Annotated in this window: 26 protein-coding genes; 23 read left to right on the top strand and 3 right to left on the bottom strand. The window is 64.5% G+C overall.

The window, feature by feature from the left end:
• The first annotated feature begins 97 nt into the window (after window positions 1–97).
• The 8 genes from HCU73_RS18235 to HCU73_RS18200 are packed head-to-tail and all read left to right on the top strand — an operon-like array spanning window position 98 to window position 6101.
• Window positions 98–538, top strand: a complete 441-nt coding sequence (locus HCU73_RS18235; protein WP_239025635.1) for a hemerythrin domain-containing protein — start codon at window positions 98–100, stop codon at window positions 536–538.
• Window positions 507–1079: a DUF2478 domain-containing protein gene (locus tag HCU73_RS18230; RefSeq protein ID WP_338052137.1), complete on the top strand. Its 573-nt coding sequence runs from the start codon at window positions 507–509 to the stop codon at window positions 1077–1079. Before HCU73_RS18235 ends, HCU73_RS18230 begins: the two co-directional genes overlap by 32 nt.
• Window positions 1076–1762, top strand: a complete 687-nt coding sequence (locus tag HCU73_RS18225) for a 5-formyltetrahydrofolate cyclo-ligase (RefSeq protein ID WP_239025633.1) — start codon at window positions 1076–1078, stop codon at window positions 1760–1762. Before HCU73_RS18230 ends, HCU73_RS18225 begins: the two co-directional genes overlap by 4 nt.
• A complete protein-coding gene (ubiT, locus tag HCU73_RS18220) occupies window positions 1759–2286 on the top strand; it encodes a ubiquinone anaerobic biosynthesis accessory factor UbiT (protein ID WP_095590942.1) in 528 nt (175 codons plus the stop codon). The genes HCU73_RS18225 and ubiT overlap by 4 nt, the downstream gene beginning before the upstream one ends.
• Window positions 2283–3281, top strand: a complete 999-nt coding sequence (gene ubiU / locus HCU73_RS18215) for a ubiquinone anaerobic biosynthesis protein UbiU (protein ID WP_168624908.1) — start codon at window positions 2283–2285, stop codon at window positions 3279–3281. The genes ubiT and ubiU overlap by 4 nt, the downstream gene beginning before the upstream one ends.
• Before the next feature lie 5 nt (window positions 3282–3286).
• Window positions 3287–4198, top strand: a complete 912-nt coding sequence (gene ubiV, locus HCU73_RS18210) for a ubiquinone anaerobic biosynthesis protein UbiV (RefSeq protein ID WP_239025632.1) — start codon at window positions 3287–3289, stop codon at window positions 4196–4198.
• A gap of 20 nt (window positions 4199–4218) precedes the next feature.
• Window positions 4219–5424 carry an NnrS family protein gene (locus tag HCU73_RS18205; protein WP_168624906.1) on the top strand — a complete coding sequence of 402 codons (1206 nt, stop codon included), beginning with the start codon at window positions 4219–4221 and terminating at the stop codon, window positions 5422–5424.
• Window positions 5425–5435: 11 nt separating this feature from the next.
• Window positions 5436–6101, top strand: a complete 666-nt coding sequence (locus HCU73_RS18200; protein WP_168624905.1) for an NnrU family protein — start codon at window positions 5436–5438, stop codon at window positions 6099–6101.
• A gap of 3 nt (window positions 6102–6104) precedes the next feature.
• Here the strand turns inward: HCU73_RS18200 and HCU73_RS18195 are convergent, their stop codons facing one another.
• Both HCU73_RS18195 and HCU73_RS18190 read right to left on the bottom strand, forming a co-directional pair.
• Window positions 6105–6416, bottom strand: a complete 312-nt coding sequence (locus tag HCU73_RS18195; protein ID WP_123644112.1) for a carboxymuconolactone decarboxylase family protein — start codon at window positions 6414–6416, stop codon at window positions 6105–6107.
• Between the two features lie 11 nt (window positions 6417–6427).
• On the bottom strand, window positions 6428–7126 hold the full coding sequence (locus HCU73_RS18190) for a cyclic nucleotide-binding domain-containing protein (protein WP_123644113.1): 699 nt from the start codon (window positions 7124–7126) through the stop codon (window positions 6428–6430).
• Window positions 7127–7382: 256 nt separating this feature from the next.
• Between HCU73_RS18190 and HCU73_RS18185 the strand changes: the two genes are divergently transcribed.
• From HCU73_RS18185 to HCU73_RS18140, 10 genes are all read left to right on the top strand, one after another.
• Window positions 7383–10106, top strand: coding sequence for a nitrate/nitrite transporter (locus HCU73_RS18185; protein ID WP_109565320.1), 2724 nt, complete (start codon window positions 7383–7385; stop codon window positions 10104–10106).
• A 64-nt stretch (window positions 10107–10170) separates the two neighbouring features.
• Complete coding sequence (locus HCU73_RS18180) at window positions 10171–13929, top strand: nitrate reductase subunit alpha (protein WP_109565321.1); 3759 nt, start codon at window positions 10171–10173, stop codon at window positions 13927–13929.
• A complete protein-coding gene (narH, locus tag HCU73_RS18175) occupies window positions 13926–15452 on the top strand; it encodes a nitrate reductase subunit beta (protein WP_050930785.1) in 1527 nt (508 codons plus the stop codon). The genes HCU73_RS18180 and narH overlap by 4 nt, the downstream gene beginning before the upstream one ends.
• Window positions 15452–16156, top strand: coding sequence for a nitrate reductase molybdenum cofactor assembly chaperone (narJ, locus tag HCU73_RS18170; RefSeq protein ID WP_210730707.1), 705 nt, complete (start codon window positions 15452–15454; stop codon window positions 16154–16156). The genes narH and narJ overlap by 1 nt, the downstream gene beginning before the upstream one ends.
• A gap of 1 nt (window position 16157) precedes the next feature.
• A complete protein-coding gene (gene narI / locus HCU73_RS18165; protein WP_168624965.1) occupies window positions 16158–16943 on the top strand; it encodes a respiratory nitrate reductase subunit gamma in 786 nt (261 codons plus the stop codon).
• Window positions 16944–16948: 5 nt separating this feature from the next.
• Window positions 16949–17743 (top strand): peptidylprolyl isomerase, encoded by a 795-nt coding sequence (locus HCU73_RS18160; RefSeq protein WP_168624904.1) that lies wholly within the window; start codon window positions 16949–16951, stop codon window positions 17741–17743.
• Window positions 17744–17763: 20 nt separating this feature from the next.
• Window positions 17764–18333 carry a hemerythrin domain-containing protein gene (locus HCU73_RS18155; protein WP_168624903.1) on the top strand — a complete coding sequence of 190 codons (570 nt, stop codon included), beginning with the start codon at window positions 17764–17766 and terminating at the stop codon, window positions 18331–18333.
• A complete protein-coding gene (locus tag HCU73_RS18150) occupies window positions 18323–18955 on the top strand; it encodes a carbonic anhydrase (RefSeq protein WP_123644118.1) in 633 nt (210 codons plus the stop codon). The genes HCU73_RS18155 and HCU73_RS18150 overlap by 11 nt, the downstream gene beginning before the upstream one ends.
• Entirely contained in the window at window positions 18952–20229 is a 1278-nt protein-coding gene (locus HCU73_RS18145; protein ID WP_168624902.1) for a molybdopterin molybdotransferase MoeA, read from the top strand. Before HCU73_RS18150 ends, HCU73_RS18145 begins: the two co-directional genes overlap by 4 nt.
• A 13-nt stretch (window positions 20230–20242) precedes the next feature.
• Window positions 20243–20764, top strand: coding sequence for a DUF2478 domain-containing protein (locus HCU73_RS18140; RefSeq protein ID WP_168624901.1), 522 nt, complete (start codon window positions 20243–20245; stop codon window positions 20762–20764).
• Between the two features lie 150 nt (window positions 20765–20914).
• On the opposite strand, the gene HCU73_RS18135 is transcribed toward HCU73_RS18140, so the two are convergent.
• A complete protein-coding gene (locus HCU73_RS18135; RefSeq protein WP_284482209.1) occupies window positions 20915–21190 on the bottom strand; it encodes a hypothetical protein in 276 nt (91 codons plus the stop codon).
• 194 nt (window positions 21191–21384) lie between these two features.
• On the opposite strand from HCU73_RS18135, the gene HCU73_RS18130 reads away from it, so the two are divergent.
• The 5 genes from HCU73_RS18130 to HCU73_RS18110 form a co-directional block, all read left to right on the top strand.
• A complete protein-coding gene (locus HCU73_RS18130) occupies window positions 21385–21744 on the top strand; it encodes a hypothetical protein (protein ID WP_210730706.1) in 360 nt (119 codons plus the stop codon).
• Window positions 21745–21874: 130 nt separating this feature from the next.
• Window positions 21875–22453, top strand: a complete 579-nt coding sequence (locus HCU73_RS18125; RefSeq protein ID WP_239025631.1) for a lytic transglycosylase domain-containing protein — start codon at window positions 21875–21877, stop codon at window positions 22451–22453.
• A complete protein-coding gene (locus tag HCU73_RS18120; RefSeq protein WP_028095512.1) occupies window positions 22450–22740 on the top strand; it encodes a TrbC/VirB2 family protein in 291 nt (96 codons plus the stop codon). The genes HCU73_RS18125 and HCU73_RS18120 overlap by 4 nt, the downstream gene beginning before the upstream one ends.
• A 9-nt stretch (window positions 22741–22749) precedes the next feature.
• Window positions 22750–23028, top strand: a complete 279-nt coding sequence (locus tag HCU73_RS18115) for a VirB3 family type IV secretion system protein (RefSeq protein ID WP_018065947.1) — start codon at window positions 22750–22752, stop codon at window positions 23026–23028.
• Window positions 23018–25029, top strand: a 2012-nt coding sequence (locus HCU73_RS18110) for a VirB4 family type IV secretion/conjugal transfer ATPase (RefSeq protein WP_168624899.1), incomplete at its 3' end; no start/stop codon positions are given. The genes HCU73_RS18115 and HCU73_RS18110, both read left to right, overlap by 11 nt.

The raw sequence follows: 25029 nt of genomic DNA, 5'->3' as shown, positions 1-25029 counted from the left end.
GTTGAAATGCGCATTCACGAGCGGTATGCGTATCTCAAATACCAATTCGCTGCGGCCCACGCAAGGACCGGGCGACGCGCGAGGGAAAGGACCCGCAATGAAAGACCTCCCAGAAACGGACGTGCCTCAGGAGACCGGCGCGCTGATCGATCACATCCTGACGCGCTATCACGAGATGCATCGGGAGGATCTCGCCTCGCTCGTACTGCTCGCCGACCGGGTCGAGCGGGTGCACGCGGACGATCCCGAGGCGCCCACGGGGCTCGCCGCGGCCATCCGGACGCTCGCCGGGGAGATGGAGGATCACATGATGAAGGAGGAGATGATCCTGTTTCCGGCCATGCGCGCGGGCGGCGGGCCGGGCATCGAGCACCCCATCGCGCTGATCCGGCGGCTCACCTGCGATCTGACGCCGCCCGAGCACGCCTGTGGCTCCTGGCGCTCGCTCTATGGCGGCCTGGCGGCGCTGTTCGACGACCTTGCCGCCCATATCGCGCTGGAGAACGATGTGCTGTTCCCGCGCTTCGAGCCGGCTTGAGGCGAAGATGCAGCTTGCGGGGGTGACAGTCGAAGGACGCGGCGGGACGGATCGTCTTATGGACGCGATGGCTGACCGGCTAACGCGGGACGGCGTCCGGCTGGTGGGTGCGTTGCGCGCGGCCTCGCCCGATGCCGGATCGGGATCGTGCGACTGCGATCTCTGGCTTCTGCCCAACGGGCCGCGCTGGCGCATCACGCAAGATCTCGGACCCGGCGCCACCGCCTGCCGGATGGATGCGGGCGCCTTCGAGGAGGCCGTCGGGTTGGCGATGTCGCGGCTTCGGGCCGGCGGGGCAGACCTCGTGATCCTCAACAAGTTTGGCCTGAGCGAGGCAGAGGGGCGCGGCTTCCGCGCGCTGATCTCCGAGGCGCTTGCCCGCGGCGTTCCTGTCCTGACGGGTCTCTCCGAAACCCACAGGGCCGCGTTCGACCGCTATGCCGATGGCATGGCGACGATCCTCACACCGACCGAGGCTGCCGTCATGGACTGGTGCAACGCCGCTGTCGCACCTGTGGCCGAGGAAGGTGCGTGTCCATGAGCGGACAGGGAGCCTATGCCTCGCCCCCCTGCATGGCGGCGGAGGTGGACCCGACCTATTTCGATCCGCTTGGCACGGATGTGCAGCAGGCGCGTGACGTGGCGCGCTGGCGTCGAGCCGAGCGGGCAAGGCTGGCCAGCCTGAGGGAGGGGTTGGGCCAGACAGGACGGGCGCATGTGAGCAGTTCTATCTGCAGTCATCTCGAAACGGTCCTCGCCGCGCGCGGGACCCTCCGGGAGACCGTGCTCGCCGGCTACTGGCCGATCCGAGGAGAACCGGATCTGCGCCCGATCCTGTCCGATCTTCACGCGGCGGGCGTCTGTATCGCGCTGCCGGTGGTGGAGACCCCCGCAGCGCCGCTCGTGTTCCGACGATGGATGCCGGGCATGCGCATGCTGCGCGGCCATTGGAACATCCCCGTTCCGCCGCCCGAGGCGGAGGTCCTGACGCCCGACATCGCGCTCGCGCCCTGCCTCGGCTGGGATGCAGGCCGTTATCGGCTCGGCTGGGGCGGCGGCTATTACGACCGGACACTGGCCGCGCTCTCGCCGCGGCCCGTCACCATCGGCATCGCGCTGGCGGCAGCCCGACTGACCACAATCTACCCGCAGCCCCATGACATTCCCCTCGACAGGATCGTGACGGAGAAGGGAGTATCGGGGGAGCGAAAGGACCCATCATGATCCCGACGAGCGAACCAACGGCCCGGTTGCGGCCCGGCGAAGGCGCGATCGCGCGGCTTGCCTGCCTTGTGCTGCAACCGGTCCTGACGCGCGTTGTCCGTCGGGTCGCGGCGCGGCACCCGTCTCTCTTCGCGCGGCTCGGACCGCACCAGGCGACTGACTTCCTGATCGATCCCGTGGAACTGCCCTTTGCGCTGCATCTCCGCCCCGACCCGCAGGCGCTCGTCTTCCGCGCCGTGCCGCGCGATACGGCGCCGCAGGTCGGGGCCACGATCCGCGGGCGGTTCTTGCTGCTTCTGGAACTGATCGACGCCGAGCAGGACGGCGATGCGGCCTTCTTCTCGCGCGATCTGGAAATCAGCGGGGACACCGAGGCCGTCGTTCGTCTTAGGAATGCGCTCGACGACATGGACGGCTCGCTGGCCGAGGAGGCGTCGGCGATGTTCGGGACACCCGGACGGGCGGTTCTCGCACGGTTGCGGCGGGCCTATCCGGATGCCACCAAACCGAGGGAATACGCATGAGCCTTGCCGAACTGATCTGCCCCGCGGGCACCCCCGCCGCGCTGCGCACCGCCGTCGACGCGGGCGCCGATGCGGTCTATTGCGGCTTCCAGGATGCGACCAATGCGCGGAACTTCCCGGGGCTGAACTTCACCCCCGATGAACTGGCCGAGGCGGTGACCTATGCCCATGCGCGCGGCACCAAGGTGTTGCTGGCGCTGAATACCTATCCGCCTGCGGGCAAGGTCGATCTCTGGCGACATGCGGCGGACACCGGCGCGCGCTTGGGCGTTGATGCCTTCATCGTGGCCGACATGGGCGTGGCCGACTACATCGCCCGGATGTATCCGGGCGTCCGGCTGCACCTGTCGGTACAGGCCGCGGCCTCATCGCCCGAGGCGATCCGCTACTATTGCGAGAACTTCGGTGTAAAGCGTGTGGTCCTGCCGCGCATCCTGACAATCCCCGAGATCCGCCAGATCCGCCGCGAGATTCCCTGCGAGATCGAGACCTTTATCTTCGGCAATCACGGGCTGATGGTGGAAGGGCGATGCAGCCTGACCAATTACCTGACGGGTCAATCCACGAACATGGACGGGGTGTGCTCGCCCGCCTCAGATGTGGAATATGTGCGCGACGCTGACGGGTCGATGTCCTCGCAGCTCGCGGGTTTCACCATCGACCGGTTCGGGCCCGAGGAGAAGGCCGGCTATCCCACGATCTGCAAGGGCCGCTACGCCGCGCCCCATCGCCCCGAGGGCTACTACGCCTTCGAGGAACCGATCAGCCTGAATCTGTCGCGGCTCCTGCCCGAATTAATCGAGGCGGGCGTGCATGCTTTCAAGATCGAAGGGCGTCAGCGCTCGAAGAGCTATGTCCGCGGCGTTGTGCGTGCGTTCCGCGCAGCGGTGGATGACATCAAGGCCGGACGCGAGGCAAACATCGCCGACCTGATCGCCCTGACCGAGGGGCAGAAGCAGACCCAGGGCGCCTTCGAGACAAAGAAATGGCGGTGAATACCATGACGAAACTGACGCTCGGCCCGATCGCTTACCACTGGTCCGCGGATGCACGGCGTGACTTCTATGCCCGCATCGCGGATGAGGCGCCCGTCGACGAGGTTTATCTGGGCGAGGTGATTTGCTCCAAGCGCGCGCCCTTCCACCAGGCAGACCTGCCGGCCACGATCGAGCGGTTGGAGCGCGCAGGCAAGCGCGTGATCCTGTCAACGCTGGCCGAGGTGATGCTGAAACGCGAGCGCAAGGCAACCGAGGACATCGCCGAGATGGTCTCGCCCGAGATGGAGGTGAACAACGCCGCAGGGCTTTACGCGCGCGGTAAGCGTCCGCATCGGATCGGCCCCTTCATGAACGCCTACAACGACGCGACGATAGCCTGGATGGCCGGGCAGGGCGCGACCCATGTCTGCCTACCGGCCGAGATGCCGGCCCCGGCCATTGCAGCCGCGGCGCAGGCAGCAGTTGCGTTGGGCCTGGGTGTCGAGGTGCAGGTTTACGGCCGCGCGTCTCTGGCTGTGTCAGCGCGGTGCTATCACGCCCGCGCGCACGGCCACACCAAGGACAACTGCCAGTTCGTCTGTGAAGAAGACCCCGACGGCATGCCGCTCCGCACCCGCGACGACCGCCCGATCCTGCGGGTGAACGGCATCCAGACCCTGTCGGAAAGCTATGTCGACCTGCTCCCCGAAGTGGCCCGTCTGATTGCCGATGGCGTCACGCACCTGCGGCTGATGCCACAGGCGGTGGACATGGTCGCGGTGGCGCAGGTGTTTCGCGATGTGCTCGATGGGCGCGTGCCGACAGGCGAGGCCGATGCCCGCCTTGCGACGCTGAGCGGGGATGCGGGCCTGAGCAACGGTTTCTATCATGGCACGGCGGGCTACCGCCGCATTGCCGCCGCGGCGCCGGCCTGAGCGCGCAAGGGACGCCACAAATGACCTCGACCGCCGATCAGATGCGCGCCTGGACCGGACCCGCGATCCTGACCTACGGGTTCCGCCCGTTCTTTTTCGGTGCGGCGGTCTGGGCCGTGCTGGCGATGGTGTTTTGGGTGCCGATGCTGTCAGGGCACCTGATGTTGCCCACAGCCTTCGACCCCGTGTCATGGCACGCGCACGAGTTCCTCTACGGTTATCTCGGCGCCGTCGTCGCGGGCTTTCTCCTGACTGCGGTGCCAAACTGGACGGGGCGCCTGCCAATCGTCGGCTGGCCGCTGGGCGGACTGGCGGCTCTGTGGCTCGTGGGGCGCGTGGCTGTGATCTTTTCGGCGGGGTTGCCGGGGCTGCTGGTGGCGGCGGTCGACCTTGCCTTCCCGGTCGTACTGGCCACGGTGATCGGGCGCGAAATCGTGGCGGGCCGGAACTGGCGCAATCTGATCGTGCTGGGGATGCTCGCGGTCTTTGCCCTCGGTAACGCGCTGTTTCACTGGGAGGCCGCGCGAGGCGAGTATGCCGCGCAAGGTTACGGCCTGCGACTAGGCCTGGGCGCGGGCGTGATGATGATCGCGGTCATCGGCGGCCGAATAGTGCCGTCCTTCACCCGTAACTGGCTGGTGAAGCGGCGCAGCGCCGTACTGCCCGCAGCGCCGATGCAGCCCTTCGATAAGGGGGCGCTCGGGACCCTTTTGGTGGCGGTTATGCTGTGGGTAGCACTGCCTCTCGGGACGCTGACTGGATTGGCGCTTGCGCTGGCAGCCGTGTTGCACGCCCTGCGATTGGCCCGTTGGGCCGGACACCACACCTTTGCCGAGCCGCTGGTGACTGTGTTGCACGCAGGCTATGCCTTCGTGCCGTTGGGGGCCCTGGCATTGGCCGCAGAAATCTTGGCTCCCGGATCCTTCGGAATGGCGGGCGCGCAGCATTTCTGGATGGCGGGGGCAATCGGCCTGATGACACTGGCGGTGATGACACGCGCCACGCTTGGTCATACCGGGCAGGACCTGCGGGCGGGAGCAGGGACCGTCATGATCTATCTGGCCCTGATCCTGTCCGTATTCGCGCGGGTCGCTGGGGGCGTATGGCCCGAATTTTCCAGCCCGTTGCACACGGTGTCCGGGCTGTCGTGGATCGTCGCCTTCGGCAGCTTTGCGGTCATTTACGGCGGGCTTTTGCTACGTCTGCCCGCCGCCAAGCGGATCTGAGGCGCGCACCGATGGGATGGTTCGAGTTCGCCCTCGCCTATGTCGTGTTCTTCCTGTCGCATTCCTTGCCCGTGCGCCCGCCGTTGCGGCCTCGGCTTCAGGCTCGACTAGGCGCTTCCGGCTTCACACTGGCCTATTCTGTCCTGTCGCTGGCGGTACTTTCCTGGTTGATCGGGGCGGCGGGTCGCGCACCGCATGTTACCCTTTGGGATTGGGCCCTATGGCAGGTCCATGTCCCACTGACGGTCATGGGGCCGGTCTGCCTGATCCTCGCGCTGTCCATCGGCCGGCCCAACCCGTTCTCGTTCGGCGGGGCGCGCAACGATCTGTTCGATCCTGCACGGCCCGGAATCGTCCGCTTGTCGCGTCACCCGCTGCTTCTGGCGTTGGCGCTTTGGGCGGCGGCCCATGTCGTGCCCAACGGAGATCTGGCCCATGTGATCCTGTTCGGTACCTTCGCCGCCTTCGCGCTGCTGGGAGGCCGACTGATCGACCGGCGCAAAAGCCGCGAGATGGGGCCAGAATGGCAACGGATGCTTGATCGCGGAGCGGAGGCGCCGCTCCTCTTGGCGTCCCTGTCGGGGGGCACTCTCCTACGGCTTGCGGCAGGCGTTGCGCTTTACGGGGCGCTGCTCTGGGCGCATCCATTGCTTTTTGGGGTCAGCCCGCTTCCCTGAACGTCAATCCTTGATGTCTTCGATCCAGGTCTTTGCGGCGACGGCACGAGGCAGGCCAAGCGGGCCGATGGCCAGCATCGCTACCTGCATGATCGCCTCAGCCTCAATGCCCTCCGATCTGGCACGCCGGGTGTGGGAATGGACCGCGCCTTCGGATCCGGCGCCAATCGCGAGTGCGAGTTTGACAAGGCGCTTTTCGCGGTCCTTCAGCGGGCCGCATTCGGCTGTAGCCTTGCCCAAGGCAGCATAGGCCTTCCAGACATCGGGGTGTTCCTCGGCGAGATCTCCGGCGGCGCCGGGCATGGATTTGGTCATCTGTCAGTCCCTCAAGTTGAAAAGTCATCAATCAGTGGATTTGGTCTCGCAAAGCGCTCAAGATCCGCCTGACTGTCGATGGTGATGCGAGTGCCGGTCACGGTCACCCCGTAGGGCTGCAGGCCTTTGAAGGCGCGGCTGAGATTTTCAGGTGTCATGCCCAGCACAGAGGCCAGGCGCCGCTTCTCGAAGTCCAACTCGAACGCAGCCCCACCGCCGGCGTGCCTTTGTTGCCTGAGCAGGTAATTCGCGAGCCGCTCGAGCGACGTTCTGAGTTTCAGGTCTTTTTGCGCCTTGATGACCGAGCGATAGCACTGCGCCAGTTCAGTGACGATCGCACGGGCAAAGTTGCCGTCGGCGTCGAAGATCGCGCGAACGTCCTGGCTGGGGATCAGCGCGATCCGGCTTTTCTCCAACGTGCGGGCCGACATCAGGTAGGGCGCATCCTTAATGGTCGCCGCTAGAATGAAGGTCGAGATCGGGCGGACGGTCGCCATGCTGGTCTCTCGGCCATTCCAGGTCGAAAACAGATCGACCGAGCCCGAAACGACGATATGAAGAAAATCGCTCGGTTCTCCTTCAGTGATCAATTCGATCTGTGCAGGAAAATTCTGCACATAGGCGCCCCGCATCAAGGATGTGAAATTATCATCCGCCATATGTGCAAAGAGATCGAGCTTTCGAATTTCCCGGTATTCGGAATCGGGCACGTCGTTCTCCCTCCCACATCGCGCGCTTAACAATTGTCACCAAATCAATTGATATATGTCAACCGGTCGGTTGACCTTCGCGACCGCAGCCTTGATCTGCGACCGCGCACCGGATGACATATTTCTGTAAGCCATTTATTTCGTTATCCTTTTCCAGGTTTTGTGATCTAGATCAAGTCACGAGCGTCGCCGTCGCGTCAGGTCTGGCAGTGATCCCCTCACAGGGGTGAACCGCTATTCTTGCCGGAGACCCGCCATGCAGACCGTAGCCACAGCCTCACGCGCCGATCAGACACGCGCCCTGAGCTTGAGCACGATCGCCTTCACCGCCTGTTTCGCGGTCTGGACGATCTTTTCCATCATCGGTGTCGCCATCAAGGCCGAGCTTGGCCTGAATGACACACAGTTCGGCCTGCTGGTCGCCACCCCGATCCTGACCGGATCGGTCACCCGCCTGTTTCTCGGCGTCTGGACCGAAAAATACGGCGGGCGGCTGGTGTTCTCGAGCCAGATGATCCTGACGGCGCTGGCCACATGGGCGCTAACGCTCGCAGACAGCTACATCATGTATCTGATCGCGGCCCTTGGCATCGGCCTCGCGGGCGGATCGTTCATCATCGGCGTCGCCTATGTCAGCCGCTGGTATGACGCCGGCCACCAAGGGACCGCGCTGGGTATCTTCGGTGCGGGCAACGTCGGCGCCGCGGTCACCAAGTTCGTCGCTCCCTTCGTCATGGTCGCCTATGGCTGGCATGGCGTGGCCTATGTCTGGGCGGCGGGGCTCGCCATCATCGGCGTGCTGTTCTTCCTGCTCGCCAAGGACGACCCTGAGCTGGTCGAGCGCCGCAAGACCGGCACCAAGGCACCGACACTGGCGCAGCAATTCGCGCCATTGAAGAACCTCCAGGTCTGGCGCTTTTCGCTCTACTATTTCTTCGTGTTCGGTGCCTTCGTCGCGCTGGCGCTGTGGATGCCGCACTACCTGATCGACGTCTACGGCATCGATGTGCGCTTCGCTGGGATGGCGGCGGCGTCCTTCAGCCTTTCAGCCTCGTTGTTCCGCGCCTATGGCGGCGTGCTGTCGGACAAGTTTGGCGCGCGGAGGGTCATGTACTGGACCTTCGGCTTTTCCCTGCTGTTCCTGTTCATGCTGAGCTACCCGCCCACGGATTACGTCATCCAGGGCAAGGACGGTGCCATCGCCTTCTCGACACAAATGGGTCTTTGGCCCTTCATCGTCACGCTCTTCGCTCTGGGCTTCTTCATGAGCCTCGGCAAGGCGGCAGTCTTCAAGCACATCCCGGTCTACTACCCCAAACATGTGGGCGCCGTCGGCGGTCTTGTTGGCATGATCGGGGGCCTTGGCGGTTTTGTCCTGCCGATCGCCTTCGGCGCTCTCCTCGATCTCACGGGCATCTACACGTCATGCTTTGCGCTGCTCTTCGGGCTGGTCGCTATCGCTCTGACCTGGATGCACCTGTCGATCCGCGCGATGGAGCGCGCTGCGCATGGTGAAGTGCTCGACCAGTTGCCGCAACTGCCCGAGATGCAGGACATTCACCACCCCGAACGCACCGCCATGCCGCGCGTGCTGGAGGACTGGCGGCCGGAGGACCAACAATTCTGGGCCGAAAAGGGCCGTGCCGTTGCACGCCGGAACCTGTGGATCTCGATCCCGGCGCTTCTGCTGGCCTTCTCGGTCTGGATGGTGTGGTCGGTGGTCGTGGCTCGCTTGCCCGCCATCGGGTTCGACTTCACCCCGGGACAGCTGTTCTGGCTGGCGGCCTTGCCGGGCCTGTCGGGCGCAACGCTCCGCATCTTCTACAGCTTCATGGTGCCGATCTTCGGTGGGCGGCTGTGGACGACGCTGTCGACCGCTTCGCTGCTGCTGCCCGCCATGGGCATCGGATATGCGGTGCAGAACCCCGACACGCCTTACCTGATTTTCCTCGTCCTGGCCCTTCTGTGCGGCTTTGGCGGCGGCAACTTCGCCTCGTCGATGGCCAATATCGGCTATTTCTTCCCGAAGGCCGAAAAGGGCAACGCACTGGCGCTGAACGCGGGGCTGGGGAACCTCGGCGTGTCGGTCATGCAGTTCCTCGTGCCCATCGTCATCACGGCGGGTGTCTTCGGGGCACTTGGCGGGCAACCGCAGACCATGTCCGACGGCGGTCAGCTGTGGATGCAGAACGCAGGCTTCGTCTGGGTGCCCTTCATCCTCGCAGCGACCATAGCGGCCTGGTTGGGCATGAACGACATCGCAGATGCACGCGCCAGCTTTGCCGACCAGGCAGTGATCTTCGGACGCAAGCAGAACTGGTTGATGTGCATCCTCTACACCGGCACCTTCGGCAGCTTCATCGGCTACTCGGCGGGTTTCCCTCTGCTGACGCGCCTGGCCTTTCCCGAAGTGAACGCACTCAACTACGTGTTCCTTGGGCCGCTCGTGGGGGCGCTGAGCCGCGCTGCCACCGGCTGGATCTCGGACAAGTTCGGGGGCGGTCGCGTGACCTTCTGGACTTTCGCCCTGATGATCGTCGCCACCTTCGGTGTGATCAGCTTCCTTGGATTGGGCTCCTTCGTCGGCTTCTTCGCCTGCTTCATGGCGCTCTTCTTCCTGACCGGTGTCGGCAACGCGTCGACCTTCCAGATGATCCCGGTGATCATGGGTCGCGAAATTCCGCGCCTGATGCCGCACTTGGGTGCTGAAGAGCGCAAGCGTCAGATCGCGATGGAGTCCGGCGCGATCGTGGCCTTCACCTCGGCCATCGCGGCTTACGGCGCCTTCTTCATCCCCAAGGCCTACGGGACATCAATCGCGATGACCGGGTCTGCCGTTGGGGCGCTGTGGGGTTTCCTGATCTTCTACGTGATCTGCGTCGTCATCACCTGGGTGGTCTACACGCGCCCCGGCGGCCTTCTCCACGACATCGAACATGGCCGCACGCCGCAGGGCACCGCAGCCCAGCCCGCTGAATGATTCAGTTGATTTCCCGGGCGGCGGAGCTCGCCGCCCGGACCCAGACACCCGAAAGGACAGCCAAATGAGCCATCTGCTCGACAAACTGAACTTCTTCCAGAGCAAGGAACTGGAGCAATTCTCCGACGGTTGGGGTCAGACCACCCGCGAGGATCGCAGCTGGGAAGACACCTACCGGAACCGCTGGCGGCACGACAAGATCGTCCGCTCGACGCACGGGGTGAACTGCACCGGGTCGTGTTCATGGAAGATCTACGTAAAATCCGGGATCGTCACCTGGGAAACCCAACAGACCGACTATCCGCGCACCCGTGCGGGCCTGCCCAACCACGAGCCGCGCGGCTGTGCGCGGGGAGCCTCCTACAGCTGGTATCTCTATTCCGCGAACCGGGTGAAGAACCCGTTGATCCGTGGTGCGCTGATGCGGGCGTGGCGGAAGATGCGCGAGACGATGACGCCGGTGGCCGCCTGGGCCGCGATCCAGGGCGATCCCGCCCTGCGCAATTCGATCAACAAAACGCGGGGCAAAGGCGGCTTCGTGCGGGCCACCTGGGACGAAGCGACCGAGATCATCGCCGCCGCCAACGCCTACACGGCCAAGACCTACGGGCCCGACCGCGTGTTCGGCTTCTCGCCGATCCCGGCCATGTCGATGGTCAGCTACGCCGCCGGTTCACGCTACCTGAGCCTGCTGGGCGGTACCTGCATGTCGTTCTACGACTGGTACTGCGACCTGCCGCCAGCTTCCCCCCAGACCTGGGGCGAACAGACTGACGTTCCGGAATCGGCCGACTGGTACAATGCAGGTTTCCTGATGCTTTGGGGCTCGAACGTGCCCCAGACCCGGACACCCGACGCCCATTTCTACACCGAGGTCCGCTATCGCGGCACCAAGTCGGCCGTGGTCAGCCCCGACTATTCGGAAGCCGCCAAGTTCGGCGACATCTGGCTGAACCCGCAGGCGGGCACCGACGCGGCGCTGGCAATGGCGATGGGTCACGTGATCCTGCGCGAATTCCACCTCGACCGGCAGGCCGAGTATTTCGAGGACTACGCCCGCAAGTATACCGACATGCCGATGCTGGTTCGGCTGGATGAAAAGGACGGCCACCTTGTGCCGGGCCGGATGCTGCGCGCTGACGACTTCGACGGCAAGCTGGGCGAGGCCAACAACCCCGACTGGAAGACCGTCGCCTATGACGAGGCGTCGGGTCAGATCGTGGCTCCGAACGGGTCCATCGGGTTCCGCTGGGGCGAAGAGGGCAAGTGGAACCTCGAAGAGAAAGCGAAGGGCGCTGAAAGCAAGCTGCGCCTCAGCCAGATCATGGATGGCGATCACGATGAGGTCGTAGGCGTTAACTTCCCTTATTTCGGCGGTGCGGCCACGGGCGATTTCGTGAAATGCGATCACCCCGAAGTGTTGACCCGGAACATTCCGGCGCGCCGCGTGAAACTGGCCGACGGATCCGAAGCGCTGGTTGCCACCGTTTTCGACCTCTTCTGCGCCAACTACGGCCTCGACCGGGGTCTTGGCGGTGACTGGGTGTCCAAGGATTTCAACGACGACAGTCCCTACACCCCCGCCTGGGCCGAAAAGATCACCGGCGTTGAGAGGGAGAAAATCATCGCGGTCGCCCGCGAATTCGCAGGCAACGCCGAAAAGACCCATGGCAAGTCCATGGTCATCCTCGGGGCCGGTCTGAACCACTGGTACCACATGGACATGAACTACCGCGGCATCATCAACATGTTGGTGATGTGCGGCTGCATCGGGCAGGAAGGCGGCGGCTGGTCGCACTACGTGGGTCAGGAGAAGCTACGCCCGCAGACGGGCTGGCAACCTTTAGCCTTCGCACTCGACTGGAACCGACCGCCGCGGCATATGAACTCGACGTCTTGCTGGTACGCCCATACCGACCAGTGGCGCTACGAGACATTGCGCGCGGGCGAGATCCTGTCGCCGACCGCACCCGAGGGCGATTGGGACATCAGTCTGATAGACTATAACATCCGGGCCGAGCGCATGGGCTGGCTGCCGTCCGCCCCGCAGCTCAAGACCAATCCTCTGGAAGTCTCGAAAGCCGCAAAGAAGGCTGGGAAGGAGATCAAGGACTACGTCGCCGAACAGCTGAAATCCGGCGATCTGGAAATGTCGTGTCAGGATCCGGACGCCCCGGAAAACTGGCCGCGCAACCTGTTTGTCTGGCGCTCGAACCTGCTGGGGTCGTCCGGCAAGGGACACGAGTACTTCCTCAAGCACCTCTTGGGCACCGACCACGGGGTGATGGGCAAGGACCTTGGCGAGGAAGGCGGCGTGATGCCGAAGGAGGCCGTCTGGCATGACGAAGCGCCGAAGGGCAAGCTCGACCTGCTGGTCTGCATCGACTTCCGCATGTCCACGACGGCGGTGTATTCCGACATCGTCCTGCCGACGGCCAGCTGGTACGAAAAAGACGACCTCAACACCTCGGACATGCACCCCTTCATCCACCCGCTGCAGGCGGCGGTCGACCCGGCCTACGAAAGCAAGTCGGACTGGGAGATCTTCAAGTCGATCGCCCGGAAGTTCAGCGAAGTGGCGCCCGAGGTGCTCGGCGTGGAGACCGACATCGTCCAGCTGCCGCTTCTCCATGACACCGCCGCCGAACTGGCACAGGCCCATGTGAAGGACTGGAAGAAGGGCGAATGCGACCTGATCCCCGGCAAGACTGCGCCGAACTACATCGCGGTCGAGCGGGATTATCCCAACCTCTACAAGAAGTTCACCTCGGTCGGGCCGCTGCTGGAGAAGCTCGGCAACGGTGGCAAGGGGATCAACTGGGACACCAAGACCGAGGTCAAGCATCTGCGCGATCTGAACGGCATCGTTCAAGATGAGGGCGTGTCCAAAGGCCAGCCGAAACTCGAAACCGCCATCGACGCGGCCGAGATGATCCTGATGCTCGCCCCGGAAACCAACGGCGAAGTGGCCGTGAAGGCCTGGGAAGAACTTGAGAAGCCCACGGGGCAGCACCATACCCACCTCGCGGAGGGCGCACATCACACCAAGATCCGCTTCCGCGACATCGCCGCGCAACCGCGCAAGATCATCTCGTCGCCCACCTGGTCGGGGATCGAAAGCGAAGATGTCTGCTACAACGCGGGCTACACCAACGTCCACGAACTGATCCCGTGGCGCACCCTGACGGGCCGCCAGCAGCTCTACCAGGATCACGAATGGATGCGCGCCTTCGGCGAAGGGTTCGTCAGCTATCGTCCGCCGGTGGACCTCAAGACGATCACTGCAGCCGTCAACAACGACGCGGCTGAGGGCAGCCCGCACGTGGTGCTGAACTTCATCACGCCCCACCAGAAATGGGGCATCCACAGCACCTACACCGACAACCTGCTGATGCTGACGCTGAACAGGGGCGGCCCGGTGGTCTGGATGTCCGAGGTGGACGCGAAGAAAGCCGGGCTGGTCGATAACGACTGGGTGGAAGCCTACAACACCAACGGCGCGCTGACCGCGCGGGTGGTGGTGTCCCAGCGGATCAAGCAGGGGACGCTATTCATGTATCACGCGCAGGAAAAGATCGTGAACACGCCCGGTTCGGAAAAGACCGGCAATCGCGGCGGCATCCACAACTCGGTGACCCGCGCCACCCTGAAACCCACGCACATGATCGGCGGCTATGCGCAGCTGTCCTACGGCTTCAACTACTACGGCACCGTGGGCAGCAACCGCGACGAGTTCGTGATCGTGCGGAAAATGAAGAAGATCGACTGGCTCGACAAACCCGCAAGCCGGTCCGCAACCCAGAACGTGGAGGCAGCGGAATGAGAGTTCGTGCGCAAATCGGCAAGGTCCTGAACCTCGACAAATGCATCGGGTGTCACACCTGCTCGGTCACCTGCAAGAACGTGTGGACGACGCGCGAAGGTGTCGAATACGCGTGGTTCAACAACGTCGAGACCAAGCCCGGCACCGGCTATCCGACGGACTGGGAGAACCAGAAGCGCTGGAACGGCGGCTGGGTGCGCTCGGCCTCGGGCAAGCTGCATCCCAAGCAGGGGTCGAAATGGCGGATCCTGGCGAACATCTTCGCCAACCCGGCCATGCCCGAGATCGACGACTACTACGAGCCGTTCGATTTCGACTACGACCACCTGAAATCGGCGCCCGACATGACCGCGTTCCCGACCGCGCGCCCCCGCTCGAAGATCACCGGCGAGCGGATGGAGAAGATCGAGAAGGGTCCGAACTGGGAGGAAATCCTCGGCGGCGAATTCTCGAAGCGGTCTCAGGACTACAACTTCGATCAGGTGCAGAAGGACATCTATGGAGAGTATGAAAACACCTTCATGATGTATCTGCCGCGCCTGTGCGAGCACTGCCTTAACCCCACCTGTTCCGCCTCCTGTCCCTCGGGCGCGATCTACAAGCGCGAGGAGGACGGCATCGTTCTGATCGACCAGGAGAAGTGCCGCGGCTGGCGGATGTGCGTCTCGGGCTGCCCCTACAAGAAGGTCTATTACAACTGGGACACCGGCAAATCCGAGAAATGCACCTTCTGCTATCCGCGGATCGAAAGCGGCCAGCCGACGGTCTGCTCGGAAACCTGCGTCGGGCGCATTCGCTATCTGGGCGTGATCCTTTATGACGCAGACAAGATCGAAGCTGCGGCCAGCGCCGAGCGCGAGACCGATCTCTACGGCGCGCAGCTCGACGTCTTCCTCGACCCGAACGACCCCGAGGTGATCGCCGCGGCGCGCCGCGACGGCGTGCCCGAGGACTGGATCGAGGCGGCGAAGGTCAGCCCGGTCTGGAAGATGGCGATGGATTGGAAGGTCGCCTTCCCGCTGCACCCGGAATACCGGACGCTGCCGATGGTGTGGTACATCCCGCCGCTCAGCCCGATCCAGAACGCCGCTCAGGCGGGCCAGATCGCGATGAGCGACCAGATGCCCGACGTCCGCTCCCTGCGCATCCCCGTCAAATACCTCGCCAACATGCTGACGGCGGGCGACGAGGAGCCCATCGTTCACGCCCTCGAACGCATGTCGGCGATGCGGCTCTACATGCGGGCCCTCAGCGTTGACGGCGTGCGCGACGAGGCGATTGCCGCCCGGGTCGGCATGTCCGGTCGGGTGATCGAGGACATGTACAAGATCATGGCCATCGCCGATTACGAGGATCGTTTCGCGATCCCCACGGCGCACCGCGAACAGAACGAGCATGGCGCCGACATCCGCGGCGGCTGCGGCTTCACCGACGGCAACGGCTGTTCCACCGGCGAGGCGGGCAAGACGACGCTCTTCGGCGGCAAGAAAAAGAAATTCGCCCTTCCGCAGGAGACCTTCTGATGCTGGACCGTTCCCTGAAAGCCCTGTCGCTGATCCTGAGCTATCCCTCGCGGGAACTTCAGGAGGCGATGCCCGAGATCGGGACAATTCTTGGTTCCGATCCTCGCATCGCCACCGATACACGCGCTGCGCTGCGCTCGTTGACTGATGGCTTCGCAGACGCCGACCTCTACGATCTGCAGGAGAGTTATGTGATGCTCTTCGACCGCTCGCGGACGCTGTCGCTCAATCTCTTCGAGCACGTTCATGGCGAAAGCCGGGACCGCGGCGGTGCAATGGTCAGTCTGATCGAGACCTACCGGGCAGGCGGGTTCGAGCCCGCCACAACGGAACTGCCGGATCACCTGCCGGTGCTGCTGGAATTCCTGTCGACGCGTCCCTTCGCAGAAGTGCAGGAAACCTTGGCGGACGCGGCGCATATCATCGATGCTCTCGCGGCCCGGCTCGTCCGGCGCGACAGCGGATATGCCGCCGCGTTCGCCGCTCTTTTGCAGCTGTCAGGTGACAAGGCCGACGCCGAAGCGGTGGCCGACATGCTGGCCCAGCCCGATGATGATCCGACCGACCTCGCGGCGCTCGACGCTGTCTGGGAGGAAACGGAAGTCACCTTCGGCCCAGATCCGAACGCCGGTTGTCCGCAGGTCCGCGACATGCTCGCGGCGATGGACAAACCGACCCCGCAACAATTGAACAGGAGTGCATGACATGTTCGGCGACTTCGACATCAACTTCGTCATCTTCGGGGTCATGCCCTATGTCGCGCTGACGATCTTCCTGGTGGGATCGATCGTGCGCTACGAGCGGGACCCCTTCACCTGGAAGAGTTCCTCGAGCCAGCTCCTGCGTCGCAAGCAGCTGATCTGGGGTTCGATCCTGTTCCACGTTGGCATCCTGACCGTGTTCTTCGGGCACCTTATCGGCCTCTTCACGCCGATCTGGGTGCTGGATGCCATCGGCATTCCCTATGCGCTGAAGCAATGGATGGCGGTGCTGATCGGTGGCCCGGCTGGCATCGCCGCCCTGATCGGATCGACCATGTTGATCCATCGCCGCCTGGTCGATCCGCGCATCCGCGTGACATCGACTTTCCCCGACATCCTGATCATGGTCCTGATCTGGCTTCAGCTGGCCATCGGCCTGCTGACGATCACCCAGACACTGCAACACATGGACGGGTCTGAAATGGTCCGTTTCATGACCTGGTCGCAGAGCGTGGTCAGCTGGAACATCAACGCCTGGGTCACCGTCGTCGACGTGCACTGGCTCTACAAGCTGCACATCTTCCTCGGTCTCGTCATCACGGCGCTGTTTCCGTTCACGCGGCTCGTCCACATCTGGTCCGGTTTCGCCGCGCCGTTCCGCTACCTGCTGACGCGGCCCGGCTACCAGATCGTGCGGTCGCGCCGCCACCGTCCGCTGGAAGAACGCCGCCGCGCCTATGACAAGGTGCAAGCCAAGCGCGGTCCCACCGCCACGACGCCAGCGGAGTGAGCCAGATGAACGTGGCCCTGTTTCCCGATGTCGTCGTGAACGGCGAAACCATCCCCTCGGCGGCAATCGCCGCCGAGGCCCAGAACCACGAAGCCCCCAAGGACAAGCCGGGCATCGCCTGGCGCAAGGCCGCGCAAGCATTGGCCATCCGTGCACTGCTGTTGCAAGAGGCGAAGCGACGGGGGTTGACGGCCGACCCGCTCGAGCTGGCTCTTGGGCGGTTCGAGACAGACGACGAAGCCCTGATCCGCGCCCTTCTGGACGAGGCGCTGGTGATCGAACCCGTCGGTGAAGAGGCCGTGCGCGCGGAATGGGAGAAAGACCCCGCCCGATATCGTTCGGCACCGCTCTGGGATGTCTCGCACATCCTGTGCGCCTGCGATCCGCGCGACGAAGCCGAGTGCGCCGCGGCCGAGGCACGGGCCATTGCCCTGCTGGCGCGACTCGACGGCGATGCCAAGGGATTTGCCGCTGCCGCGCGCGAAAGCGATTGCGGTTCGAAGGCTTCTGGCGGCCATCTGGGTCAGCTTGGCCCCGGCGACACCGTGCCGGAGTTCGAGGCAGCCCTGCGCTCCCTGACCGAAGGGGCCGTGACCCCGGCGCCCGTGTTATCGCGCCACGGCTGGCATATCATCCGACTGAATGCCACGGCGCCGGGGCAGGTGCTGCCCTACGACACCGTTCGGCCGAAGATCGCGCAGGCGTTGGAAAAGGCAGCCTGGGCGCGCGCCTCGCGCGCCTTCGTGGAGAGCCTCGGTCAAGGGGCGCAGATCTCCGGCGCAAGCCTGACGCCGATCTGAACCACGCGAAAGGACGTGTGATGAAACCGTCAGAGACAGTGACGCGCGGAAGTGGCGACAAACCGACGAGTCCGAGCCTGCTCGCAAATCCTCTGGACTTCATCAGCGAAGACCACCTGCGCGAACGTCAGATTTGCGCAGTTATCGACGCGCTGGCAACGGCGGACGCTTTCAATCGCCAAGAAGCGACAGCGGTGCTGCGCTTTGTGAACGAGGAACTGAACGTCCACCTGCGCGACGAGGCTGAGGACCTGTTCCCGCTTCTTGCCCGGCGCTGCACAGAAGAGGATGCGATTGAGGGTGCGATCGACCGGATCAGGGCCGATCAGGATGAGGCGATGCGTCTGCTGCCCGAAGTGCGAGCGATGCTCACTCGTTGCCTCGATAGAGGGGCCGATCTGTCCTCCAAGGAGCGCGGGGTGTTGTCCAGGTTTGCGGGGCACGTGCGGCGCCACCTCGTTGCCGAAAACGCGATCCTCTTGCCGATTGCCCGCGCCCGGCTGACCCGGGCCGATCTGCGGATCCTGTCGAAACACATGCGCTCAAGACGCGGGCTGCCAGATTTCCCGGAGACGACCGATGTTGAATGACCTTCTGGCGCGCAATGTGGCGTGGTCGAAACAACGTCACGACGAAGAGCCTGACTATTTCACCCGCCTTGCCGCCCTTCAGGCGCCCGAGTTCTTCTGGATCGGCTGTTCGGACAGCCGGGTGCCGGCCAACGTGGTCGCGGGGCTGGATCCAGGCGAAGTGTTCGTCCATCGCAACGTCGCCAACATCGTTCATTCCTCGGACATGAACCTCCTGTCGGCGCTGGAATTCGCGGTCGATGCTCTGCATGTCCGCGAGATCATCGTTTGCGGCCACTATGGCTGCGGCGGGGTCAAGGCCGCGACCGAGGATCTGCCACACGGTCTCGCCGATCACTGGCTCGAGCCGATCCGGCGCCTGGCCCGCGCTTACGCGGTCGATCTGGGGCGCGAACCCGACCTCGAAGGACAACGTGACCGGCTGGCCGAACTGAACGTCGTCGAAGGCGTGCGGCGTGTCTGCGAAACGCCGATCCTTCAGAGGGCATGGCGTCGCGGGGCTGATGTCCGGGTGCACGGCCTGATTTACGGGCTCAAGGACGGGCGCCTGCGCGATCTCGATTGCAGCATCGGGCCCGGGCATTTCCAGCCTACCCATTCCGCCGAGGAGGCAGCACAATGACCATCCATCAAGCCATCGCGTCACGGGGCTGCGGCTGTGACAGTCAGGACATGCTTCACGCGCTGATCAGCATCGACGAGGCACTGACCCGGATTGCAGGAAATGTAGCACAGGTCGGCCGCACCGAGGCCCTGTCGCTCGACCACGCCTTTGGCCGCATTCTTGCCCAGCCGGTCCGGTCCCGGTCCATGGCACCGGCTTTCGATAATGCGGCAATGGATGGCTATGCAATCGCGACATCGGCCCTGACTGGCGCTGGACCCTGGGTGCTGCCAGTCGTTGCGCGCGTGCCTGCTGGGCAGGCGGTGACGACGCCGGTTGCAGGAGCCGTGGCGGCCCGGATCTTTACTGGCGCGCCAATCCCCAATGGCGCGGACGCTGTCGTGATGCAGGAGGACGTCCTGCGTGACGGGGACGTCATTCATCTGTCGCGCCGACCCGAACCGCGCTTGAACATCCGCCGTGCGGGCAGCGACATGGCCCAGGGTGCGACCGTTCTGGACAAGGGGCAGAGGCTCGGCCCGAGGGAGATCGCCGCCTGTGCCGCCGCCGGTGCAGGCATCCTGCGCGTTCGGCGCAGGCTCCGCGTGGCACTGCTTGTCACCGGCGACGAGGTACGCCGCGCCGGGGGTGCGCGTGAGGCCGCCCAGATCTGGGACGTCAACACTCCGATGCTGACGGCAAGCTTTGCAGCTGCGGATGTCGACATCGTTGCCTCGGATCATGGTGCCGACAACCTTGCCGGCCTTGTCCGGCAATTGGGCGACATGTCGGCGCAAGCCGATCTTGTCATCACCACGGGCGGTATCTCGGTGGGCGAAGAAGATCATGTGAAGCCGGCCGTCATGGCATTGGGCGGCGAAACCCTGTTCAGCGGCGTTGCGATCAAACCGGGCAAGCCGGTGTCGGTCGGGCGCATCGGCAAGGCGCACTGGCTTGGATTGCCCGGCAACCCGGTATCGGCCTTCGTCACATGGCAGGTCTTCGGACTGGCGCTGATCCGTGCCCTGAGCGGCGCGGGACCCGCCCCGACCCGACGGCATGTCGTGATCGCAGGCCCAATCCGCCGCAAGCCCGGGCGCTGCGAACTCCGGCCCGCCAGGCTCGCCGGTTTCGATGCACATGGTCGCGAGGTCGTCGGTTTCGAGGGTGCCACGCATTCGGCCCGTGTCGGGCTGCTCTCTTCAGCGGACGGGCTGATGTTTCTGCCCGCCGACGTCGAATCCCTGCCAGCCGGTGCGCTGGTTGAATTCCAACCTTTTTGCCAATCCTGAAGGAGCCCTGGACATGAAACTCGCCTACACGATGGCGCCCGGACGCGGCGATACGGATCTGGTGCTTGAACGGCTGGCAGCGAACCTCGCAGCCCGGGGCCTCAGATGCTGCGGCACTGTCCAGATCAACAGCGAGCGCGCCGATGCCGGCCCCTGCGACATGGATGTGCGGGTGCTGCCCGATGGTCCCGTTCTGCGCATCAGCCAGGATCTTGGCCCGCAGGCGCGGGGGTGCCGCCTCGACCCTGCCGCGCTTGAAACGGCGGTGGGTCTGGTCAAGGTCAGCCTCTCATCCGGCGCGGACCTGCTGATCGTCAACAAGTTCGGAAAGCACGAGGCGGAGGGGCGGGGGTTCCGCGACGTGATCGCCGAGGCGGTTGCGATGGAGATCCCCGTTCTGGTCGGTCTAAATGCGCTCAACCGACCGGCCTTCGAGAGTTTCGCGGAAGGGCTGGCAGTTCAGCTACCGTCTGATCCCGCGGCGCTGATGGCTTGGGTTAAGGAAGTGACAACGAGGGTTGACGAGGTGGCCTGAGGTCAACCGACGCGCGCGACTTCCCGTCCCTCCTCCCGCCATTCCGGCAAACCGCCCTCCAGCCGCCGTGCGTTTAGCCCGTGGCGACGCAGGGTGGCGGGCCTGATGGGCCTATCGGATCAGGCCCGCCCAGTGCCAGCGGGAGGGGGGCTACTCGACAGCCTCGATGAACCGCCCGTATTCCTCGCTCACTTCCCTGGCATCCACAAAGGCTCGCGCGCGCTCCTCGTCGATGCAGCGGAAATACTCCTGCACGTCGGCGATGTAGGCCTCGAAATCCCCCCGGATCAGGTCCGCGTAGGCGCGCATGTCTTCTCGGGACGCGGGCAGGAACGGCCGTTCCGGCGGGATGCAGGCATGGGCCGGACCACTCACCACAAGGACGGTGATCAGCAGCGCCAGGGGGATGTTGCGCGCACAGGACATGTGCAGGGCAAAACTCCTTTGCCGCCTTTAAGATCACGACTTTGTCAGCTATCACCGTTATCGGAGCAAGGCAATCTTCGTCAAGTCGTTTTAATTGTCTTGCTATCGTTTATGTTGTCTTGTATCGCCCGCGGTGTTGCGACCCCGTGGGCCCGAGACTGCACCCAGGCAGAACAAGGACCCAAGGGAAGGCCATGATAGAAGAAGCACCGAATGTGGTTACAGAAGACGGGCTGCGCGGCCTCCTTGCCGAAGGCTATCTCATCGAGGTGGTCTGCAAGGAAGGCGCCGAGAAGCGCCACAACAGCTGGTACGGCGCCTGGGTCATCCGCGCGGTTGCCCCGGATGGGGGGGACGACAAGATGCTCGTCACCAGCCGCAGCGTCCTCAAGCTGCGCGATTTCAAGACCATCGTCGGCCTTGTCAGCTTCCTTGCCGACATGGGCTGCACGACCGCCAGCATCCCGCTCGTCGAAGGCGCCCGCGAGCGCCACGCAGCACCCGGGCGCACGTCCGAGCCAAGGACCGGCCCGGTTCTGGTCAAGGACAACTGATCGCGCGTTTGCGCTCGTCGTTGCACTGGGTACAGGTGTTTGTTCCGCACCCCCGGCCCTTGCCGACGGTTTCATCTTCCAGGTCAGTCCCGATGGCCGACTGATCGACACCGCCGAGACTGCGAGCACCTTGCGCTCGTTCACTGGCGAAGAAGATGCCCAGAATGGGCCCCTTCCTGATCGTCTCTTTCTCTTTGCCGCACCGCAGGCCCGTGGGTATGATGCTCCCCTGAGCGATGTGACAGCTGCCGCAGCGATCGCCCCGCGCGCCGTCCGCGCCTCCCCCGAAATCCTCCACGCCATCGAGACCACGGCGCTGCGCTACGGCAGCCATGGTGCCCTGCGTCAGGCAGGTCTGTCGGTCAGCGATTGGGCGCTGTTCTATCGCGCCAACATCGAGGTCGAGAGCGCCTACAATCCCGGCGCGCGCAGCCCCGTCGGCGCCATCGGACTCGGCCAGCTGATGCCCGACACCGCGCGCGATCTCGGCGTCGATCCCCATGACACCGCCCAGAACCTCGATGGCTCGGCGCGTTACCTTCTGATGATGCTCGAGCAGTTCGGCGATCCCGCGCTGGCGCTCGCTGCCTATAATGCCGGTCCCCATGCGGTCACCCGCCATGGCGGCATTCCCCCCTTTCGAGAAACCCAAGGCCATGTGGCCCGTGTGACAGCCGTGTTCCAGCGGCTGAGAGGAGACCTTTCGTGACGTCCAAATCTTCCTTTGTCGCGCTCGGCGCGATGGCCCTCATCGTGCTGGCCGGCCCAGCACTGGCCCAAAGTATCGACCTGTCGCCGGTGCAAACGCTGCTACAGGGCATCGTCGATGCGATCACCGGTCCCTTGGGCATCGTGATCGGCACGCTCGCACTTATCGGCGTCTTCCTCTCCTGGCTCTTCGGGATCCTCGACTTCCGCCAAGCGCTCTGGGTCGTGGTCGCGATCGCAGGCATCGCTGCGGCGCCCACCATCGTCGCCGCGATCTGGACGACCTGAGCAATACCGATGTCCGACCAGTCCCGCGTGTTCATCGGCCTTCTGAGGCCGCCCAAGCTGATGGGCCTGCCGATCATGTACGCCATGGTCTGGCTCTTCGGCTCGACGCTCCTGTTCCTCTGGGTGCAGAGCTGGGTGGTGGCCGTCTTCGCGGGGCTGGCCTGGCCTGCGCTTTGGAAGGCTGCGGACTGGGATCCGAACTTCCTCGATGTCCTGGTGATCACCCTGCAGGAAACCCCGCCCACGACAAACCGCAAGCTGCACGGAGGCGACAGCTATGCCCCGTGATGGACTTGCCAATGACGTCGCAGAGGCGCTCGATCCGCTTACTGCGCTGCCCGCATGGGTCAAGGGCGAGAAGCGGCTCTCGTCGATGCTGCCTTACGTCAGCCTTGTCACCGACCAAACGATCCGGACACGCGGCAACGAGCTGATGCAATGCATCCGGCTCGAGGGGGTGAACAGCACGACGAGCGAGGACGGGCATCTCGACCGGATCGGCGGGTTGCTGGCCGGCATCGTGGCGCAGGTCGGGACCGAGTTCTCATTCTACCTGCACAAGGTCTCGAAAGCGGTCGACGTGACCCTGCCGCCCATTCCGGGCGAAGGGTTTGCGGCTACCGTCGATCAATGCTGGCGCGCGCATCTGGGTCAATCTGGCTTGCGCGACAAGACGCTGACACTGACCGTGCTGAAGCGCCCCGAGGCGAGCAGCCGTCTGCCCTTCGGTCTGGGGGCGTCTCGCGCGCGACATGCGGCGGACACGACCCGCCGCTTGCGCAAGCTCGACGAGGTGGTGTGGTTTCTGCTGTCGTCTTTCGATGAGCTGAAGCCCCGCCTGCTGGCCGCAAGCACCGGCGAGCTTCTGGGCTTCCTCGGTTCACTCAACACGGGCGAGGAGCACCCGCTCTTCCCCCGGTCGCGCCTCGGTGTGATCGCCGAGGACGTAGCCAATACCCGCGTCACCTTCCGCGGCACGACCATCGCCCTTTCCGACGGCGCTGTCGGCGACAAGCTCGGCGCGATCTTCGCGGTGAAGAACTACCCCGCCAAGACCGACAGCCTGATGCTCGACGAGCTGAATCTGCCCGTCGACATGGTGGTCACGCACTCTTTTGTGCCGATCAACGCCAACATCATGGCGGGCCGGATCAAGCGGCAGCTGCGCTTGATGCAAGCCGCCAATGACGGGGCGGTCAGCCTCGCGCAGGAACTGGAATTGGCGCAGGACGATCTGGAGTCCAAACGCCTGATCTTCGGCGAGCACCACATGACCGTGGCCGTCTACGCGCGGTCTCAGGCCGCCCTCGACGACATCTCGGCCGAGATCCGCAACATCTCTGCCACCTCCGGCATCAACCTGATTTCGGAAGCCTTCGGCGCGCGGGCGCACTTCATGGCGCAGCATCCCGGGAACACAGGGGCGCGGAGCCGCAGGGCCGTCATCACGAACCACAACTTCGCCGATCTCGCCACCTTCCACCGCACCCCGCTCGGTAAGACCGGCCGGGAAGTGCCCTGGGGCGTGCCGATCACGCTTTTCCCTACGCCAGAGCGCAGCGGCTTTCGCTTCAACTTCCACGAAAAAGGCGCGCCGGACCGCGAGCCTACCGGCGGGCACACGCTGATCCTCGGCCGCCCCGGGTCGGGCAAATCCGTGCTGGCGGCTTTCTTGATGACTATGGCCCGGCGCGCGGGCGCGCGGCTCTTCGTCTTCGATTATCGCGCCGGCATGGAAATGGCCGTCCGCGCGCTCGGCGGCAGCTATTCGACGGTGCGGGCCGGACGGCCCACGGGGCTCAATCCCCTGCAGACCGAGATCGATGCCCGCGGCCAAGCGTGGCTTGCCGACTGGCTCGCAAGCCTCCTCGAGCGCCGCGACCGACCCCTGACCCCGGTGCAGACCAACCGCCTTCAAGAGGTCGTGCGCCAAAACGCCAGTGCCGGGAACGCCGGCCTCAGGAACTGGTCCGACTTCGCCTCGCTCCTCGTCTCGACCGATGACGAAGGTGATCTCTTCGAGCGGATGCAGGAATGGACCGCCGATGGCCGCTACGGCTGGATTTTCGGGGCGAATGCACACGACACTTTCCAAATCGGGGGCAGCACCGACGCGGACGTCGCGGGCTTCGACCTGACCGGCATCCTCGACTCCGAGAGCGAGCGGGAACGCATGGCGGTCCTCTCCTATCTCTTCCGCCGGGTCGAACGGGTGATCGAAGACCGCAAGCCCACGATCATCGTCATCGACGAGGCCTGGAAGGCGCTCGACAACGCCTACTTCGCGGA

It is taken from the genome of Roseicyclus persicicus, from assembly GCF_012395815.1.
GTDB lineage: Bacteria > Pseudomonadota > Alphaproteobacteria > Rhodobacterales > Rhodobacteraceae > Roseicyclus > Roseicyclus persicicus.
This window is presented reverse-complemented; position numbering and strand designations above follow the sequence as displayed.

What these genes read in the sequence shown, in the direction of transcription:
- HCU73_RS18155 (WP_168624903.1), top strand. Translation starts at nt 17,764, where the DNA reads ATGAAACCGTCAGAGACAGTGACGCGCGGAAGTGGCGACAAACCGACG.
- HCU73_RS18180 (WP_109565321.1), top strand. Translation starts at nt 10,171, where the DNA reads ATGAGCCATCTGCTCGACAAACTGAACTTCTTCCAGAGCAAGGAACTG.
- HCU73_RS18200 (WP_168624905.1), top strand. Translation starts at nt 5,436, where the DNA reads ATGGGATGGTTCGAGTTCGCCCTCGCCTATGTCGTGTTCTTCCTGTCG.
- HCU73_RS18150 (WP_123644118.1), top strand. Translation starts at nt 18,323, where the DNA reads ATGTTGAATGACCTTCTGGCGCGCAATGTGGCGTGGTCGAAACAACGT.
- HCU73_RS18225 (WP_239025633.1), top strand. Translation starts at nt 1,076, where the DNA reads ATGAGCGGACAGGGAGCCTATGCCTCGCCCCCCTGCATGGCGGCGGAG.
- HCU73_RS18185 (WP_109565320.1), top strand. Translation starts at nt 7,383, where the DNA reads ATGCAGACCGTAGCCACAGCCTCACGCGCCGATCAGACACGCGCCCTG.
- ubiV (WP_239025632.1), top strand. Translation starts at nt 3,287, where the DNA reads ATGACGAAACTGACGCTCGGCCCGATCGCTTACCACTGGTCCGCGGAT.
- ubiT (WP_095590942.1), top strand. Translation starts at nt 1,759, where the DNA reads ATGATCCCGACGAGCGAACCAACGGCCCGGTTGCGGCCCGGCGAAGGC.
- HCU73_RS18140 (WP_168624901.1), top strand. Translation starts at nt 20,243, where the DNA reads ATGAAACTCGCCTACACGATGGCGCCCGGACGCGGCGATACGGATCTG.
- HCU73_RS18195 (WP_123644112.1), bottom strand. Translation starts at nt 6,416, where the DNA reads ATGACCAAATCCATGCCCGGCGCCGCCGGAGATCTCGCCGAGGAACAC.
- HCU73_RS18230 (WP_338052137.1), top strand. Translation starts at nt 507, where the DNA reads ATGTGCTGTTCCCGCGCTTCGAGCCGGCTTGAGGCGAAGATGCAGCTT.
- narJ (WP_210730707.1), top strand. Translation starts at nt 15,452, where the DNA reads ATGCTGGACCGTTCCCTGAAAGCCCTGTCGCTGATCCTGAGCTATCCC.
- HCU73_RS18160 (WP_168624904.1), top strand. Translation starts at nt 16,949, where the DNA reads ATGAACGTGGCCCTGTTTCCCGATGTCGTCGTGAACGGCGAAACCATC.
- HCU73_RS18205 (WP_168624906.1), top strand. Translation starts at nt 4,219, where the DNA reads ATGACCTCGACCGCCGATCAGATGCGCGCCTGGACCGGACCCGCGATC.
- narH (WP_050930785.1), top strand. Translation starts at nt 13,926, where the DNA reads ATGAGAGTTCGTGCGCAAATCGGCAAGGTCCTGAACCTCGACAAATGC.
- ubiU (WP_168624908.1), top strand. Translation starts at nt 2,283, where the DNA reads ATGAGCCTTGCCGAACTGATCTGCCCCGCGGGCACCCCCGCCGCGCTG.
- HCU73_RS18115 (WP_018065947.1), top strand. Translation starts at nt 22,750, where the DNA reads ATGTCCGACCAGTCCCGCGTGTTCATCGGCCTTCTGAGGCCGCCCAAG.
- narI (WP_168624965.1), top strand. Translation starts at nt 16,158, where the DNA reads ATGTTCGGCGACTTCGACATCAACTTCGTCATCTTCGGGGTCATGCCC.
- HCU73_RS18135 (WP_284482209.1), bottom strand. Translation starts at nt 21,190, where the DNA reads ATGTCCTGTGCGCGCAACATCCCCCTGGCGCTGCTGATCACCGTCCTT.
- HCU73_RS18235 (WP_239025635.1), top strand. Translation starts at nt 98, where the DNA reads ATGAAAGACCTCCCAGAAACGGACGTGCCTCAGGAGACCGGCGCGCTG.
- HCU73_RS18130 (WP_210730706.1), top strand. Translation starts at nt 21,385, where the DNA reads ATGATAGAAGAAGCACCGAATGTGGTTACAGAAGACGGGCTGCGCGGC.
- HCU73_RS18145 (WP_168624902.1), top strand. Translation starts at nt 18,952, where the DNA reads ATGACCATCCATCAAGCCATCGCGTCACGGGGCTGCGGCTGTGACAGT.